This is a genomic window from Bradyrhizobium sp. UFLA06-06, from assembly GCF_054820065.1.
In genome coordinates, this window is the sequence record NZ_JADFUD010000002.1 from 150,113 (window position 1) to 166,030 (window position 15,918).

Here is a 15,918-nt window from a genome sequence, read left to right on the forward strand (position 1 = left end):
AGCCGTTCGCCGGATGAAATTTCCGCAAGACGGTATCGGAGAGTGGAATGCCAGAGATCAAGGTTGTGACCGAAGTTGCCGGGCGCGTTTGCGCGCTTCCTGTCGAGACCGGCAGCAGCATCGGCAATGGCGACGAGATTGCGTTCGTCGAAGCGATGAAGATGGAAATACCGGTCACGTCGACGGCAGCAGGCAAAATCAAGTCGATTCTGGTCAAGGTCGACGATGTTATCGCCGAAGGCCAGGCGGTCGCGATCGTCGAGACCTGAGATCCCGTCCTTGCCGTCCGGCCGCGACAATCTGTCCGGTGATGCAGCGGCCGAAATCGCCGGCTTGCGCCGGAGGTAGCGTTGCCATCGCCGGATCACGATGCAATCATCCCGCCCGGAAAAGTTTCGCACAGCGAAACAAAGGGAGGAATTATGATCCATCGGCTGATGGCGCTCGCGCCTGCCGCTCTTGCCGGCATTTCGATCTTCGCTGCCCTGCCCGCCTCGGCCGAGGACATCAAGCTGCCGCCGACCATGGCGGTGACCGCCTACGACACCGGCACCGCCGGCTTCAACATCGCGGTCGGCGTCGGCAAGATGATGAAGGACAAATACGGCACCGACGTCCGCGTGCTGCCGGCCGGCAACGACGTCGCGCGGCTCGCGCCGTTGCGCGCCAAGCGCGCGGTCTCCTCGGCGATGGGATCGGGTACCTATTTCGCGCAGGAAGGCGTGTTCGAGTTCGGCGCCAAGGAATGGGGCCCGCAGCCGCTGCAGCTCATGCTGTCGTCGGTGGACTGCAATTGCGGCGCGCTCGGCGTGGCAGCCGATGCCGGCGTCAAGGAAATGAAGGACCTTCGCGGCAAGCGCGTCGGCTTCGTGGTCGGCTCGCCGGCGCTGAACCAGAACTCGCTCGCGATGCTCGCGTTCGGCGGCCTCACCCAGAAGGACGTCAAGATCGTCGAGTTCGCAAGCTACGGCGCGATGTGGAAAGGCCTGATCAACAACGACACCGATGCCGCCTTCGGCACCACGATCACCGGCCCGGCCAAGGAAGCCGAGACCTCGCCGCGCGGCCTGATGTGGCCGCCGCTGCCCGCCGACGACAAGGAAGGCTGGGCACGGGTGAAAAAGGTCGGCTCGTTCTTCTTCCCGCAAACTGCAACATGCGGCGCCGGCATCTCGCCGGACAAGCCGATCCAGCTCGGCAATTACCCCTATCCGATCTTCGTCGCCTATGCCGCGCAGCCGGCCGACCAGATCTATGCGATCACCAAGGCGATGATCGTCAACTACGACGCCTATAAGGATTCGGCGCCCGGCGCCGCCGGGCTCGGCGCCGACCGGCAGACCAAGAACTGGGTCGTCCCCGTGCATCCCGGCGCGGTGAAGGCGCTCAAGGAAGCCGGCCACTGGAGCGACGATCAGGAGGCGCACAACAACGCGCTCTACAAGCGCCAGGAGGTGCTCGCCGCCGCATGGACGGATTACGGCAAGTCGAATCCGCCGTCGGATGACAAGGCCTTCCTCGATGGTTGGATGAAGGCACGCGCGGCCGCGCTTGCGAAAGCCAATATGCCCAACGGCTTTGAGTGAGACCCGCCAACGCGCGATGAGATCGGGTTAGTCGTCATCGCGCTTCAGCTCGTTTGAGCAAAACCGCTTCGCACTTTTGCGGATCATGCTCTAGGCTACGGGCAAAAACGGACAACATTTGGGGGATGCGTAATGCCCGAGAACGCCGCGGCTGCGCCTGCGAAAAGAATCGAGTTTGAAGATCCGCATGCCGGCCTCGACAATCTGCAGGAGGCCGAGGTCACGCGCGTGCGCACCTTGCGCGGCGTGTGGCGCTGGGCGCTGGTGGTCGCAACTGCCGCGACCATCCTGCTCTGCATCAACCAGCAATTCTCGCTGCGCTTCTTCATCGACTACACCCAGCTCAATACCGAGTATTTCTATCTCCTGATCGCGCTGATGCTGCCCTTCACGTTCCTGATCTTCCCCGGATCGGAGCGCGCGCCGCTGAACCGCATTCCCTGGTATGATCTCGCGCTTGCCGTCGCGACCTTCGCCGCCTCGATCTGGCTGATGCTGAACGTGCGCAAGGCGGCGCAATATGGCTGGGAGTCCGACGGCGCCCCGCGGAACGTCATCATCGCCGGCCTCGTGATGTGGGTGATGCTGATGGAGGCGCTGCGCCGAACCGGCGGCTGGAGCCTCTTGCTCAGCGTGCTGCCCTTCACTGTCTATCCGCTGTTCGCCGAGGCCAGCTGGCTCGGGCCGTTCCGCGGCTCGCAGCTCACGCTCGACCAGACCACGGCCTACCACGTGCTGTCGGGCGAGAGCCTGCTCGGCATTCCGATCCAGGCCTTCGCCGACACCGTGATCGGCTTTTTGGTGTTCGGCACCGCGCTGATGATGACCGGCGCCGGAAAATTCTTCATCAACCTCGCCTTCGCGCTGTGCGGCACGTTCCGCGGCGGCGCCGCCAAGGTCTGCATCTTCGCCTCCGGCCTGCTCGGCATGATGTCGGGCTCGATCGTCTCCAACGTGCTGACCGCCGGCACCATGACGATCCCGGTCATGAAGAAGAGCGGCTTCCGCGCCTCCTATGCCGGCGCGATCGAGGCCTGCGCCTCCACCGGCGCCGTGCTGGCGCCGCCGGTCATGGGAGCCACCGCGTTCGTGATCGCGCAGTTCCTCAATATCAGCTACGCGGAGGTCGCGGTGGCCGCGATCATCCCTGCGGCGCTCTACTATGTCGGCCTGTTCATGCAGGTGGACTCCTACGCCGCGCGCCACGGGCTGAAGGGCATTCCGCGCGCCGAGCTGCCGCGCGTGATGGATACGATCAAGAACGGCTGGTATTACGTCTTCGTGATCGCGCTATTGATCGTGATGCTGCTGTATTTCAAGCGCGAAAGCCACGCGCCGTTCTACGCCACCGCGCTGCTGCTGGTGCTGAATCAGATCTTCTCCAAGGAGACCCGCTGGACGCTCGGGACGATCGGAAAATTCCTCGAGGTCAACGGCCGCACCTTCGTCGAGCTGGTCGGCATCCTCGCCGGTTGCGGTCTCCTGATCGGGGCGTTCTCGATGACCGGCGTGGTCTCGAGCCTTGCCAACGATCTGTTGACGCTTGCCGGCGACAACGCGTTCCTGCTGCTCGCGATGTGCGCCTTCACCAGCCTGATCCTCGGCCTCGGGCTGACCACCACCGCCTGCTACATCTTCCTCGCCATCCTGGTCGCGCCCGCGCTGGAGAAGCTCGGGCTCAACCGGATGGCGGTGCACATGTTCATCTTCTATTGGGGCATGCTGTCGTCGATCACGCCGCCGGTCGCGATCGCCTCCTTCGCCGCGGCCGGCATTGCCGGCTCACCCGCGATGAAGACCGGGTGGGAATCGATGTGGGTCGGCAGCATCATCTATTTCATCCCGTTCTTCTTCGTGCTGAACCCGGCGCTGGTGATGCAGGGGCCGAGCCCCTATCTCGCTGGCCTCGGCCTGATGGCGCTCGCGGCGTGCGGCACCCTGTTCATCTGCGGCGGCATCCAGGGCTACCAGGCCTTCGTCGGCGACCTCCGCGGCGCCGGTGCCCTGGAATGGCCGCTCCGGGTGCTGCTGGTGATCGGCGGCTTCGTGCTCGCGACGCCCGGCGGCGGCATCAACCCGCTGTCGCAGCTGCAGGTGTCGCTGTTAGGGCTCGCGATCCTCGCCCCGACGGTGCTGGTCGCCTTGCTGCTGGTCCGCCGTCAGGCGCTGGTTCCGAACCAGTTGCGCGCGCCCTGATTGCGTTGCACAACAGGAGGCGATGAAACGATCGCCTCCTCCCGTCACCGCCACCACCACGGCCTGGTCCAGCTCGAAGCCGCCGCTGCTGCGGTTTCTGCACACGTGTTACGCAGACTTCCTGCCGGAGGCCGCCGGCGCGGTTGCCGACTACATCCCCGAGCTCGGCAAGGCCGACCCTGCCCATTTTGGCATCAGCCTGGCGACGCTCGACGGCCACGTCTACGAGGTCGGCGACACCAGGGTGCCGTTCACCATCCAGTCGATGTCGAAGCCGTTCGTGTTCGCGCTGGCGCTGGACACGCTGGGTGCCGAGCGGGTGGAAAGCGTGATTGGCGTCGAGCCGTCCGGCGACCCCTTCAATTCGATCCGGCTCAATGCCGAGAACCATCCCTTCAATGCGATGGTCAATGCCGGCGCGATCGCCTGCTCCGGCCTGCTCCACGCCGACAAGGGCGACGGCGCGTTCGACTATATCCGCCATGCGCTCGGCCGCTTCGCCGGCCGTGAGCTCGACGTCGACGAGGCGGTCTACGCCTCCGAGAGCGCCACCGGCGACCGCAACCGGGCGATCGGTTATCTCCTGCGCACCAACAGCGTGATCACCGAGAACGTACCAGCGGTGCTCGACGTCTATTTCCGGCAATGCTCCATCCTGGTCACCGCGCGCGACACCGCCGTGATGGCGGCGACGCTCGCCAATCGCGGCATCAACCCGTTGACCGAGGAGCAGGTGGTGACGCCCTACGCCATCGCGCGCACGCTGTCGGTGATGACCTCGTCGGGCATGTACGACTACGCCGGCGAATGGATCTACCGCGTCGGCATCCCCGCCAAGAGCGGCGTCGGCGGCGGCATTCTGGCGGCGCTGCCCGCGCGGCTCGGGCTCGGCAGCTATTCGCCAAAACTCGACAAGCACGGCAACAGCGTGCGCGGCATCAAGGTGTGCGAGACACTGTCGGCGCATTACGACCTGCATATGCTGAACCGCAGCGACGACGCGCGCCACAGCATCATCGCCGACTACAATATCGGCAAGAACCCGTCGCGGCGGGTGCGCCGGCCGCAGGAGCAGGAGATCCTGGCAAAGCACTTCCAGGAGGTGCGCGTGATCGAGCTGGTCGGCACGCTGTCGCTCTCCAATGTCGACTATGTCTCGCGCCGCCTCGCCGGCAGCCCGCGGCCGGAATTCGTGATCTTCGATTTGCGCCGCGTCACCGCGACGACCCGCGCGGGCGCAAGGCTGGTGGCCGAAGCGTTCCAGGAGCTCGCCGAACTCGGCGTCACCGTGATCCTGTCCGGCATCAAGCGGACCTCGCGCGCATGGGCGACGATCAGCGAGTGGACCAGGCGGCTCGGCAATATCAGGGATTTCTACCTGCTCGACACTGCGATCGAGTGGGCCGAGGACCAGATCGTCTACCGCTATGGCGGCTCGATCGACTTCCTCGAGACGACAGAACTTTCCGAGCAGCCGCTGCTCGCCGGATTGAGCGAACAGGAGATCGCCGACCTCACCCCGCTCTGCACTGTCAGGACCTACCAGCCCAATGAGCAGATCATCGCCGCGGGCAGTGAGGCGACCTCACTGTACTTTTTGCGCAGCGGAGTGGTCCACGTCACCCTGCCCGACGGCATCCGGCTCGCGACGCTGACAGCCGGCATGGCGTTCGGCGAGATGGCGCTGTTGGAGCCGAAGCGGATCGCGGACGTGGTCGCCGACATGTCGGCGACCACCTACGAAGTGACGATCGAGGATTTCGAGCGCTTCCGCGAGCAACATCCGCGCGCCGGCGAGCGGATCATGCGCAACCTCGCGCAAATCCTCGCCGAACGGCTGATTCTCGCGAATGCCAAGGTCGATCTGCTGACGTCGGGGTAGGTCTTGTCGTCGGAGGTTGTGAGCTCGTCTCGCTCTCGCAACCCGTCATGCCCGGGCTTGACCCGGGCATCCACGTCTTGGTCTCCCATTGACGAAAGACGTGGATGGCCGGGTCAAGCCCGGCCATGACGTATGGTAAGCCCTAGTCCAGCAAAGCTGGCAACAATGCAAGTGGAGACAGGCTCGAGTGCTCGCGCCTAGCTCACCACTTCCGTCACCGGCTGCATGTCGATCTCGAAGGTTTCGAGAAATTTCGACGTCATGATGTAGAATCCGACCGAGAGCTGCAGCTCGATCAGCGCGGCCGGCGTCAGCTTCGCCGCGATCGTCTTGAAGGTCGCGTCGGTCGGCTTCTTCAGCTTGACGATCTCGTCGGTGAAGGCGAGCGCCGTGCGCTGCACCTCGTTGAAGCAGGTCGCGGACTGCCAGTCCTCGAGCGCAGCGTTCTGCTCGTCGGTGACGCCGACATTCTTGCCGATGCGCTTGTGCGCGACGATCTCGTAGGGCGCCTCGCAGAGAATGCCGGTGCGCGTGATCGCAAGCTCGCGGACGACGGGATCGAGTTCGCCCTTGTGGCGGATCGCGCCGCCGAGCCGGCAGTACTGTTCAAAGTAGCTTGGCGAATGCGCCATCATGCGAAAGATGTTGGCGTTGCGGTTCTTGTCGAGGATCTCGCGGGTACGCGGGCTTGCCTTCGCGGGATCGGAGTAATCGATACGGGCCATTTCCTAACCTTGATCTTGCTGTCGTTTCTGTCGGGTTCCGAAACACTAGAGCCTTTTCCGTTCCGATGAAATCGGAACGGGGCTCTAGATCCCTGTTTTGACGCGTTTTCTTCACGCGAACCGGTATCCACTTCGCTCGAAAACGCTCTGTACGGGCTGCTGTCGCAGGAGCAACACGCGCGAGTCAAATTGCCGCCGCATTCCCAGACAACCTTGTCACAGTCGATATTCGCTGAGTGGGGACTCGTCAAAAGCGAATGCTCGACGCGGGGTGTTCCGAGTAAAAAATCTGGCCGTCTTGCGCGCAATTCGCGCAACGATGAGTCACGCCCAAGTCTAGGGCAAACGCATGAAGGAAGCCACCAAGAGGGCGGCCTCGGAAGCGCTTGCGCAAATGCTGGCGGTGACGGCGATGCTCGTCATCGCCAGCTTCATCTTTTATTGGCACTGAGGCATGATCCGGAAAAGTGTGTAGCGGTTTTCCGAAAGATCATGCCCAAACAAGTTATCCGCAAACTATGAGGGGCAAGAGCGAACCAGTTCAGCTTGGTCTTGCGTTCTGACTGGATCGTTCAGCCCCTCATTTCGCCTTTGCGAAATACGGAACCAGCCGTCCCGCGAATTGCGTGAAGCGCGCCGCGACCTTGTCGCCGATGGCGAGGTCGTTGTCGCCATGGGCCATCATGCGAAAGCCCTCGTCGGCATCGACAAGCACGATGTTGTACGGCACATGCGCCCGCGTCTCCGGCGTCGCGGCGCGGCAGACCAGCGAGGTCGCATACACGATCCCTGCCCCGCTCGCGCGATGCTCGGCAAGATCGGGCGAACCGCAGGCGGCGCAAAAGCTGCGGCGGAAATATTGCCGCGCGGCGCAAGCGTTGCAGGTCTGGTAGACGATGGCTTCAGTGCCCTGGGTCCAGTCCGCGATCAGTCCGTTCATCGCACGCGCTCCAGGAACATGCTGACATGCGACGACAGCACCCCGCCATCGCCGTGCAGCAGCGCCACCGAGGCGTCGCGCACCTGACGATTTTCGGCCCTGCCGGTCATCTGCAGATGGGTTTCGACCAGATGCGCCATCGCGCCGCCGACGCCGCAATGGCCATAGCTGAGCAGGCCACCATGGGTGTTGAGCGGCATTTCGCCATCCTGATTGAAGTAGCCGGCGCGCACCCGCGCCGCCGCCTCGCCGCGTCCGGCGAGGCCGAGATCCTCCAGCAGCATCGCGAGCGTGATCGTGAAGCTGTCATAGACCGCAGCGTAGCGCACGTCCGAGATCGCGATGCCCGACACGTCTTTCGCCTTCGCGATCGAAATCTCGGCGCCGAGCTCGCTGAGCGCGGGCGCGGCGGTGATATGCTGATGGGTATGCGCCTGCGCACAGCCGCGGACGCGGACCCGCCGCTCGCCGGTCGGCTCGCGGCTGATCACGCACGCCGCGCCGCCGTCCGACACCGGACAGCAATCGAGCAGCTTGAGCGGCATCGCCACCGGCTTGGAGGCCATCACGTCGGCAACCGTGATTGGGTCGTGGAATTGCGCGCCGGGATGCGTCAGCGCGTGCTTGCGCATCAGCACCGCGAACTCGGCAAGGTCTTCCTGCGTGAGGGCGTATTCATGCATGTAGCGCGTCGCGACCAGGCCGTAATAGGCCGGGATCGTCGGCCCCAGCGTCACCTCGTAATCGGGATGCCCGACCTGCGCCAGCGCCTGGATTGAGGCGTCGCGGCTCTGCCCGGTCAGCCGGTTCTCGCCGCCGACCACCAGCACGTGCTTTGCGACGCCGGCGTCGACCAGGTGATGCGCCAGCATGGTCATCGCAAGCCCGGTGGCGCCGCCGACCTGCACGGCGTGCGCGTAAGACGGGCGAATGCCGAAGTGCTCGGCGAATACCGTGGCCAGCATGATGTGCGGCGAGACCGTGGAGTAGCCGCACAGGATGCCGTCGATGTCGGAGCGCTTCAGCCCGGCATCCGAGATCGCAAGCTCGGCAGCGTTGCTCATCAGGTCGAGCGAGGACAGGCCCTGATGCTTGCCGTAGGACGTGAGGCCGACGCCGGTGACGAAGCTCATGTCAGCGTACCTCTTTCAGAGCGTCATTCCGGGATGGTCCGAAGGACCAGACCCGGAATCTCGAGATTCCGGGTTCGCATCTTTGATGCGCCCCGGAATGACGGGTTAACATCAATACGACTTCGGAAGGCCGAGCACCTTCTCGCCGATGAAGCTGAGGATCAGCTGCGGGCTGATCGGCGCGATGCGCGGGATCAGCGATTCCCGCAAGTAGCGCTCGACGTGATACTCCTTGGCGTAGCCGAAGCCGCCATGGGTCATCACCGCCTGTTCGCAGGCATGGAAGCCGGCTTCCGCCGCGAGATACTTTGCGGAGTTCGCCGCGGGGCCGCAGGGCAGGTTCTGGTCATACTGCCAGCCGGCGCGCAACACCATCAGCCAGGCAGCCTCCAGCTCCATCCAGCACTTCGCCAGCGGGTGCTGGATCGCCTGGTTCATGCCGATCGGCCGGTTGAACACGATGCGGCCCTTGGCATATTCCGACGCCCGCTTCAGCGCGATCTGGCCGAGACCGACCGCTTCGGCCGCGATCAGGATGCGTTCGGGATTCATGCCGTGCAGGATGTATTCGAAGCCGCGGCCCTCCTCGCCGATGCGGTCCTCGACCGGGATCTCGAAATTCTCGAAGAACAGCTCGTTGGAATCGACCGGCTTGCGGCCCATCTTCTCGATCTCGTGCACGGTGACGCGCTTGCGGTCGAAATCGGTGTAGAACAGGCTGAGGCCATGGGTCGGGCTGCGCACCTCCTCCAGCGGCGTGGTGCGCGCGAGCAGCAGGATCTTGTTGGCGACCTGCGCGGTCGAGATCCACACCTTCTGGCCGTTGACGATGTATTTGTCGCCCTGGCGCACCGCGCGGGTCTTGAGCTGCGTGGTGTTGAGGCCGGTATTGGGCTCGGTCACCGCGAAGCAGGACTTGTCGCGGCCGTCGATGATCGGCGGCAGCATGCGCTGGCACTGTTCCTTGGTGCCGAACACCACCACCGGATTGAGCCCGAACACGTTCATATGCACCGCGGACGCGCCGGACATGCCGGCGCCGGATTCGGAGATCGTGCGCATCATGATCGCGGCATCGGTGATGCCGAGCCCGGAGCCGCCATACTCCTCGGGAATGCAGATGCCGAGCCAGCCGGCATCGGCCAGCGCGCGGTGGAAGTCGGCCGGATAGCCGCCCTCCTTGTCCTTCTTCAGCCAGTAGGCCTCGTCAAAGCGCGAGCAGATCTTGGCGACGGCATCGCGGATCGATTCCTGGTTGGCGGAGAGTGCGAAATCCATCTGTCGTGCTCCTATGCCTGCACCGCTTTGGCCGCGCCGTCGCGCACCATCGCCGCGATCTCCTCGGTGGAGAAACCTGCCTCCTGCAAAATCTCCGCACTGTGCTCGCCGAGCCGCGGCGCCAGCCGGCTTGGCTCAACCCTGGTCTCCGACCAGCGCGCCGACGGCGTCATGCTGCGGATCCGGCCCTCGGTCGGGTGATCGACCACGGGGAAGACGCCGGTCGCGACCATATGCGGGTCCTCGAGCAGGCTCTCGAGATCGTGCATCGGCATCACGGGCACGTCGGCCTTTTCGAGGATTTCGTTCCACTCGGCTGTGGTCTTGGTCTGGAGAATACGCGCGAGCTCGGCGTAGACGACATCGATATTGGTGGCACGGCCGGCGAAGGTCGCGAATTTCGGATCGCTGCGCAGATCGTCGCGGCCGGTCGCCTTGAAGAAATTCTCCCACTGCTTGTCGTTGTAGACGATGACGCAGATATAGCCGTCGAGCGTCTTGTACGGCCGCCGGTCCGGCGACAGATGGCGCGCATAGCCGCCCTTGTCGAGCGGTGGGTCGTAGGTCAAGCCGCCCATGTGGTCGCCCATGACGAAGCCGGCCATGGTCTCGAACATCGGAATGTCGACGCGCTGGCCCTGCCCGGTGCGGTCGCGATGCACGAGGCTCGCGCAGATCGCGCCGACCGCAGTGAGGCCGACGATGCGATCGACCAGCGCGTTTGGCACATAGCGCGGCACGCCGTCCGAGGTTTGCGCCATCAGCGCCGGCAGCGCGGTCGCGCCCTGGATCAGGTCGTCATAGGCGGGCTTGGCGGCATAAGGTCCCTCCTGGCCAAAGCCGAACACGCCGGCATAGATCAGCCGCGGATTGACCTTGGAAACGACGTCATAGCCGAGCTGCAGCCGCGCCATCGCCTGCGGGCGCACATTGTAGACCAGCACGTCGGCCTGCGCGATCAGCCGCAGCACCGCTTCGCGCCCCGCCGGCTTCTTCAGATCGAGGCAAACCGAGCGCTTGCTGCGGTTGGTGTTGAGGAACACCGGTCCCATGCCGGGATGCCGCGTCGGACCGATCTGCCGCGTCACGTCGCCATCGGGCGATTCCACCTTGATGACGTCGGCGCCGTAATCGCCAAGCATCTGCGTGGCGTAGGGTCCCATCAGCACGGTCGTCATGTCGACGACCTTGATACCCTGCAGTGGTCCCATCGTCCTGTTCGCTCCCGGATGTCGTGGTTATGGAGCTAGTAACGGGAGCTTTTCAAAGAGATCAAGCTGCGCCGGGCGTATGGGCGTATGCATGGCGGCGGCCGGAACGCTTCCGTACGGCGGAACGCGGATGGGCTAAACGAAGCGTATTCGCCGCCGCCCTTATGCCGGCGACTGCCCCGTCATCACCTCGCGCGCCTTCAGGAGCCTTTCCAGTTCCGCATTCTGCTGCTCGAGCCGCTCGGCGATGCGCTCCTCGACTTCGGCGCCGGCTGCGCCCGCGGCCTGCTCGATCAGCTGCCTGATATTGTCCCGGAGGATCGCGATACGATCGTTCACTTCCGACAGCGACAGAGACGTCTCGATTCCCATGGTCCGTTCTCCCGGTGACAAGCACGGGCAGCTTAGCGCGGCGGGAGGTCCCGGCCTATCCCTTAACCGCTCTAGTGACCCAATCCCTACTGTGCATGGGGTTGTTTTCGATATTTTCGATTCAACCCAGCCTCGCCGCGATTTAGCCCATGCCTTTGGCCAGCATCTCCCGCAGCGCGGTCTTCAGCACCTTGCCATAATTGTTCTTCGGCAGTGCATCGAGATAGACATAACGCTTCGGCCGCTTGAAGCGGGCGATCGAGGCAAGGCAATGCGCGTCGAGCGTGCCGTCGTCGGCGGTAGCGCCGTCCGCCAGCACGACGCAGGCGACGACGATCTCGCCCCACTCCGGATCCGGCACGCCGACGGCCGAGACCTCGCGGATATCGGGATGGGTCAGCAGGGCTTCCTCGACCTCACGCGGATAGATGTTGGTGCCGCCGGAGATGATCACGTCCTTGGAGCGGTCCGACAGCGTGAGGAAACCGTCGGCGTCGAGCCGGCCGACATCGCCGGTGCGCAGCCAGCCGTCCTTCAGCGTCTCGGCATTGGCCTTCGGATTGTTCCAGTAGCCGAGCATCACGGTCGCGCCCTTGACCTCGATCTCGCCGGTCTCCCCGGCTTGCAGCGGGTTGCCGTCCTTGTCGGTGATGCGCACGGTGACGACGCTCTGCGCCAGCCCGACCGAAGCCAGCCGTTCGAGATAGCGCGGATGGTCGCTCGCGCGGTGCCAGTCGCGCGACAGCGCCGTGATGGTCATCGGCGACTCGCCCTGGCCGTAGATCTGCACGAAGCGCTGGCCCATCGTCGCGATCGCATCGATGATGTCGGCCGTGTACATCGGACCGCCGCCATAGATGATGGTGCGCAGCCCCGCGCCGTTCTCGCCGCGCTTCTTGGCGGCATCGACCAGGCGGCGCACCATCGTGGGGGCCGCGAACATCACGACATTGTCGAGCTGGCGGCCGAGGTTGAGCACCTCGTCCGGATCGAAGCCGCCGGACTCCGGCACGACGTGGCGGCCGCCCATCCGGACGTGCGGGAAATTGTAGAGGCCGGCGCCATGCGAAATCGGCGCGGCATAGAGCGAGGCATCGTGCGGCGTCGCCGGATCGACGTCGGCGAGATAGCACAGCGACATCGCGACCAGATTGCCGTGGCTGAGCATCACGCCCTTCGGGCGACCGGTGGTGCCCGATGTGTAGAACAGCCAGGCGAGATCGTTGTTTTCGCGCGGCAGCGGCGCGGGTGGCCCCTCGCCGCTTCGCATCGCCTTGTAGGCGTCGCTGTCGACCGAAAGCGTGGTCATGCCGGCGGGGCAGTCGTCCTTCGCCTCGTTCAACGCGCCCATCGTGTCGTCGGAGACGAAGGCGAGCTTGGCGCCGCCATTGCCGCAGATCCACGCCGCCTCGCGGCCGTGCAGCTTGGCGTTGATCGGGATCGCGGCCGCGCCGATCCACCAGATGCCGTAGAGGCATTCGAGATATTGCGTGCAGTTCGACGCAAACAGCGCGACGCGGTCGTCGGCGGCAATGCCGTGATCACGCGCCAGCGCCGCCCCGATCGAGGCGGCGCGGCGGGCAAAGGTGGCGTAGTCGGCGTCGAGATCGAAGCCGGTCAGCAGCGCCGGCGCGTCGGGACGCGCCCGTGCCGTCGCCGCCAGCCATTCGGCGATGTTCAAGCTACTTCGCCGGCTCGAGGATCGAGACGTAGTTGGCGACCGCGGCGCCGCCCATGTTGAAGATGCCGCCGATCTGCGGGTTCTTGAGCTGCATGCCCTCGGGCGCTTGCCCCGTGAGCTGCATCGCGCTCATCACATGCATGGAGACGCCGGTCGCGCCGATCGGGTGGCCCTTGGCCTTGAGGCCGCCGGACGGATTGACCGGCAGCTTGCCGTCCTTCTGGGTCCAGCCTTCCATGATCGCGCGCGCGCCCTGTCCCTTCGGCGTCAGGCCCATCGCTTCATATTCGATCAGCTCGGCGACGGTGAAGCAGTCATGGGTCTCGACGAAGGACAGGTCGGAGAGCTGCAGGCCGGCCTTCTGCAGCGCGCGCTGCCAGGCGGTGGTGCAGCCTTCGAACTGCAGGATGTCGCGCTTGGACATCGGCAGGAAATCCTGCGCATGCGCGGTGGCGCGAATGTTCACCGCCTTGCCCATGGTCCTGGCCGTCTCGGCGTCGGTCAGCACCAGCGCTGCGGCGCCGTCCGAGACCAGCGAGCAGTCGGTACGCTTCAAGGGTCCGGCGACGAACGGGTTCTTGTCGCTCTCGGCGCGGCAGAACTCGAAGCCGAAATCCTTGCGCATCTGCGCATAGGGATTGGCGACGCCGTTCTTGTGGTTCTTGGCGGCGATCATCGCGAGCGCATCCGACTGGTCGCCGTATTTCTGGAAGTAGGCCTGCGCGATCTTGCCGAACACGCCGGCGAAGCCGCCGACCGTGTCGCCGTCCTCGGGCAGATATGACGCCTTGAGCAGGTTCTTGCCGATCTCCGGGCCCGGCGTCTTCGTCATCTGCTCGACGCCGACCACCAGCACGATCTTCGCGGCGCCGGCTTCGATGGCGCGGATGCCCTGATGCACGGCGGCCGATCCGGTGGCGCAGGCATTCTCGACGCGGGTGGTCGGCTTGAAGCGCAGCGCCGGATTGGCCTGCAGCACCAGCGAGGCCGTGAAATCCTGGGGCGAGAAGCCGGCGTTGAAATGGCCGAGCATGATCTCGTCGACATCGGACGCGGCGATGCCGGCGTCAGCCAGCGCCTCGTTGGCAACCTTGACCACGAGACCCTCGACGGTCTCCGCGTCGAACTTTCCGAATGGCGTGTGCGCCCAACCCACGATGCTGGCGGTCATGGCTGTATCTCCCTGTTCCTGTTCGGGGAGTTATGTAGCGTATCTCGAGAGCGTTTTCGAGCGAAGTGGACACCGGTTCGCGTGAAGAAAACGCGTCAAAACCAGAATCTAGAACCCCGTTTCTATCGGAGCGGAGTTCTAGCCGGCTTTCAGCGTTTTCATCGCCGTCGCGCACATGGCGGTTATGCCGGCCCAATTGCCGGCGCGGATATCGGCCGCCGGGCACAGCCAGGAACCGCCGACCGCCAGCACATTGGGCTCGGCCAGCCAGGTCGCCGCATTGGCCGCACTGACCCCGCCGGTCGGGCACACCCTGACCTGCGGAAATGGCCCGGCCAGAGCCCGCAGTGCCTTGATACCGCCCGCCTGCTCGGCCGGAAAGAATTTGACGACGTCGAAGCCGTGGGCCAGCGCCTGCATCAGCTCGGAGGCGGTCGCGATCCCCGGCGCGAAGGGCAGCCGGCTGACGGCTGCCGCCGTCAACAGCTCGGGTGTCGCACCCGGGCTGATGCCGAATTTGGCGCCCAGCGCCTCGGCGCGCGCCAGGTCGTCACCACTAAGGATCGTGCCGATCCCGACGATCGCCTCCGGCACACCGGCGATGATGGCCTTGGCCGCATCGACGGCGACCGCCGTCCGCAGCGTCACCTCGAGCGTCCGCACGCCGCCGGCGACCAGCGCCTTCGCCAGCGGCACCGCGTCCTCGAGCCGCTCGATGGTCAGCACCGGGATCACGGTGGCCTGGCGGATCAGCTCGGCGATCTGGTCCTGCTTCGATGTCGTTGTCATTGCGAGGCCTTGCGGGATGATGGGAGACGAAGCGCCTTTTTCGGCGGCATGGCGTAGCGCGGAATGATCGCGCCGGGATAGCACACCACGACACCGGCCAGCCGATGGCCGGCACGCGCGGCCTCCTCCGGCTCGGCGCCGCCGAGCCGCGCGGCAAGATAGGCGGCGGCAAAGCTGTCGCCGGCCGCGGTGGTATCGACCACCGGCTTGGTGAGCTGCTCCGCCTTCACCTCGCGCGTTCCGCCGGCCGAGCGCACGATGCAGGCCGGCTCGGCGAGCTTCAGCACCACCTCGGGGCTCGAGATGCCCGCCAGCAGCGCCGTGTTGCTCTCGCCGGGGTAAAGCGGCGCCAGATCCTCGGTCGAGGCAAGCACGATATCGGCCGTCTCAAACGCGCTGCTGAAGACCTTCCGCGCGACGTTCAGGTCCGGCCAGCCGCGGGCGCGGAAATTGGTGTCGAACGCAAACCGCGTCCCCAGCAGCCGCGCCCGCTTCAGCGCCGCCAGCAATCGCTCCCGCCCATCCTCGCGCAGGATCGAGAGCGTGATCGCCGAGAGATAGACGACGTCATAGGTCGCGAGCGAGTTCAGGATGTCTTCCGTTTCGGGCAGATCCATCAGGTCGCGGGCGGCGGCGCTGTCACGCCAGTGGAAGAAGCGCCGCTCGCCCTTGTCGTCGGTCTGGATCAGATAGAGGCCGGGCAGCTTGCCCGCCGATCGCGCGACATGCTTGGTGCCGATGCCTTCACTCGCCCAGCCCGCGATCATCTCATCGCTCAGCGCATCATCGCCGAGCGCCGTGAAGTAATCGACGTGGATGCCGAGCCGGGACAGATAGACCGCGGTGTTGAGCGTGTCGCCGCCAAAGGAGCGCGAATACAACCCGCCGAGCTGGCCGCCAGGGGCCTGGCGCAGCTCGATCATGCATTCGCCGATGCTGGCAACTCTGGTCATC

The 15,918-nt window shown here is 65.1% G+C and carries 14 protein-coding genes; 4 read left to right on the top strand and 10 right to left on the bottom strand.

What is annotated here, in order from left to right; translation table 11 throughout:
- Window positions 1-47: 47 nt before the first annotated feature.
- The 4 genes from IF803_RS02540 to glsA all read left to right on the top strand — a co-directional run bounded on the left by IF803_RS02540 (window position 48) and on the right by glsA (window position 5,664).
- Window positions 48-269, top strand: coding sequence for an acyl-CoA carboxylase biotin carboxyl carrier protein subunit (locus IF803_RS02540; protein ID WP_461191168.1), 222 nt, complete (start codon window positions 48-50; stop codon window positions 267-269).
- 153 nt (window positions 270-422) lie between these two features.
- Window positions 423-1,586, top strand: a complete 1,164-nt coding sequence (locus IF803_RS02545; RefSeq protein ID WP_461191169.1) for a TAXI family TRAP transporter solute-binding subunit — start codon at window positions 423-425, stop codon at window positions 1,584-1,586.
- Between the two features lie 132 nt (window positions 1,587-1,718).
- The gene (locus IF803_RS02550) at window positions 1,719-3,782 is read left to right on the top strand and encodes a TRAP transporter permease (RefSeq protein WP_461191170.1); all 2,064 of its coding nucleotides are present in this window, start codon (window positions 1,719-1,721) and stop codon (window positions 3,780-3,782) included.
- Between the two features lie 22 nt (window positions 3,783-3,804).
- Window positions 3,805-5,664: a glutaminase A gene (gene glsA, locus IF803_RS02555; protein WP_461191171.1), complete on the top strand. Its 1,860-nt coding sequence runs from the start codon at window positions 3,805-3,807 to the stop codon at window positions 5,662-5,664.
- A 197-nt stretch (window positions 5,665-5,861) separates the two neighbouring features.
- On the opposite strand, the gene IF803_RS02560 is transcribed toward glsA, so the two are convergent.
- The 10 genes from IF803_RS02560 to IF803_RS02605 all read right to left on the bottom strand — a co-directional run bounded on the left by IF803_RS02560 (window position 5,862) and on the right by IF803_RS02605 (window position 15,917).
- Window positions 5,862-6,389 carry a carboxymuconolactone decarboxylase family protein gene (locus tag IF803_RS02560; protein WP_461191172.1) on the bottom strand — a complete coding sequence of 176 codons (528 nt, stop codon included), beginning with the start codon at window positions 6,387-6,389 and terminating at the stop codon, window positions 5,862-5,864.
- 580 nt (window positions 6,390-6,969) lie between these two features.
- Entirely contained in the window at window positions 6,970-7,329 is a 360-nt protein-coding gene (locus IF803_RS02565; protein WP_461191173.1) for a Zn-ribbon domain-containing OB-fold protein, read from the bottom strand.
- Entirely contained in the window at window positions 7,326-8,462 is a 1,137-nt protein-coding gene (locus IF803_RS02570; protein WP_461191174.1) for a thiolase family protein, read from the bottom strand. Before IF803_RS02570 ends, IF803_RS02565 begins: the two co-directional genes overlap by 4 nt.
- Window positions 8,463-8,573: 111 nt before the next feature.
- Window positions 8,574-9,740: an acyl-CoA dehydrogenase family protein gene (locus tag IF803_RS02575; RefSeq protein ID WP_028344637.1), complete on the bottom strand. Its 1,167-nt coding sequence runs from the start codon at window positions 9,738-9,740 to the stop codon at window positions 8,574-8,576.
- 11 nt (window positions 9,741-9,751) lie between these two features.
- Window positions 9,752-10,951: a CaiB/BaiF CoA transferase family protein gene (locus IF803_RS02580; protein ID WP_461191175.1), complete on the bottom strand. Its 1,200-nt coding sequence runs from the start codon at window positions 10,949-10,951 to the stop codon at window positions 9,752-9,754.
- A 162-nt stretch (window positions 10,952-11,113) separates the two neighbouring features.
- On the bottom strand, window positions 11,114-11,323 hold the full coding sequence (locus IF803_RS02585; protein ID WP_016847187.1) for a hypothetical protein: 210 nt from the start codon (window positions 11,321-11,323) through the stop codon (window positions 11,114-11,116).
- A 142-nt stretch (window positions 11,324-11,465) separates the two neighbouring features.
- Window positions 11,466-13,004, bottom strand: coding sequence for a class I adenylate-forming enzyme family protein (locus IF803_RS02590; protein ID WP_461191176.1), 1,539 nt, complete (start codon window positions 13,002-13,004; stop codon window positions 11,466-11,468).
- Window position 13,005: 1 nt separating this feature from the next.
- Complete coding sequence (locus IF803_RS02595) at window positions 13,006-14,175, bottom strand: acetyl-CoA acetyltransferase (RefSeq protein ID WP_304499767.1); 1,170 nt, start codon at window positions 14,173-14,175, stop codon at window positions 13,006-13,008.
- A gap of 138 nt (window positions 14,176-14,313) precedes the next feature.
- The gene (eda, locus tag IF803_RS02600) at window positions 14,314-14,964 is read right to left on the bottom strand and encodes a bifunctional 4-hydroxy-2-oxoglutarate aldolase/2-dehydro-3-deoxy-phosphogluconate aldolase (protein ID WP_461191177.1); all 651 of its coding nucleotides are present in this window, start codon (window positions 14,962-14,964) and stop codon (window positions 14,314-14,316) included.
- The gene (locus IF803_RS02605; RefSeq protein ID WP_304499766.1) at window positions 14,961-15,917 is read right to left on the bottom strand and encodes a sugar kinase; all 957 of its coding nucleotides are present in this window, start codon (window positions 15,915-15,917) and stop codon (window positions 14,961-14,963) included. Before IF803_RS02605 ends, eda begins: the two co-directional genes overlap by 4 nt.
- Window position 15,918: the final 1 nt, after the last annotated feature.

Excerpts from the sequence above, each read along its gene's own strand:
- IF803_RS02565 (WP_461191173.1), bottom strand. The coding sequence starts at position 7,329 with ATGAACGGACTGATCGCGGACTGGACCCAGGGCACTGAAGCCATCGTC.
- glsA (WP_461191171.1), top strand. The coding sequence starts at position 3,805 with ATGAAACGATCGCCTCCTCCCGTCACCGCCACCACCACGGCCTGGTCC.
- IF803_RS02560 (WP_461191172.1), bottom strand. The coding sequence starts at position 6,389 with ATGGCCCGTATCGATTACTCCGATCCCGCGAAGGCAAGCCCGCGTACC.
- IF803_RS02580 (WP_461191175.1), bottom strand. The coding sequence starts at position 10,951 with ATGGGACCACTGCAGGGTATCAAGGTCGTCGACATGACGACCGTGCTG.
- IF803_RS02575 (WP_028344637.1), bottom strand. The coding sequence starts at position 9,740 with ATGGATTTCGCACTCTCCGCCAACCAGGAATCGATCCGCGATGCCGTC.
- IF803_RS02550 (WP_461191170.1), top strand. The coding sequence starts at position 1,719 with ATGCCCGAGAACGCCGCGGCTGCGCCTGCGAAAAGAATCGAGTTTGAA.
- IF803_RS02570 (WP_461191174.1), bottom strand. The coding sequence starts at position 8,462 with ATGAGCTTCGTCACCGGCGTCGGCCTCACGTCCTACGGCAAGCATCAG.
- IF803_RS02605 (WP_304499766.1), bottom strand. The coding sequence starts at position 15,917 with ATGACCAGAGTTGCCAGCATCGGCGAATGCATGATCGAGCTGCGCCAG.
- eda (WP_461191177.1), bottom strand. The coding sequence starts at position 14,964 with ATGACAACGACATCGAAGCAGGACCAGATCGCCGAGCTGATCCGCCAG.
- IF803_RS02540 (WP_461191168.1), top strand. The coding sequence starts at position 48 with ATGCCAGAGATCAAGGTTGTGACCGAAGTTGCCGGGCGCGTTTGCGCG.
- IF803_RS02545 (WP_461191169.1), top strand. The coding sequence starts at position 423 with ATGATCCATCGGCTGATGGCGCTCGCGCCTGCCGCTCTTGCCGGCATT.
- IF803_RS02595 (WP_304499767.1), bottom strand. The coding sequence starts at position 14,175 with ATGACCGCCAGCATCGTGGGTTGGGCGCACACGCCATTCGGAAAGTTC.
- IF803_RS02585 (WP_016847187.1), bottom strand. The coding sequence starts at position 11,323 with ATGGGAATCGAGACGTCTCTGTCGCTGTCGGAAGTGAACGATCGTATC.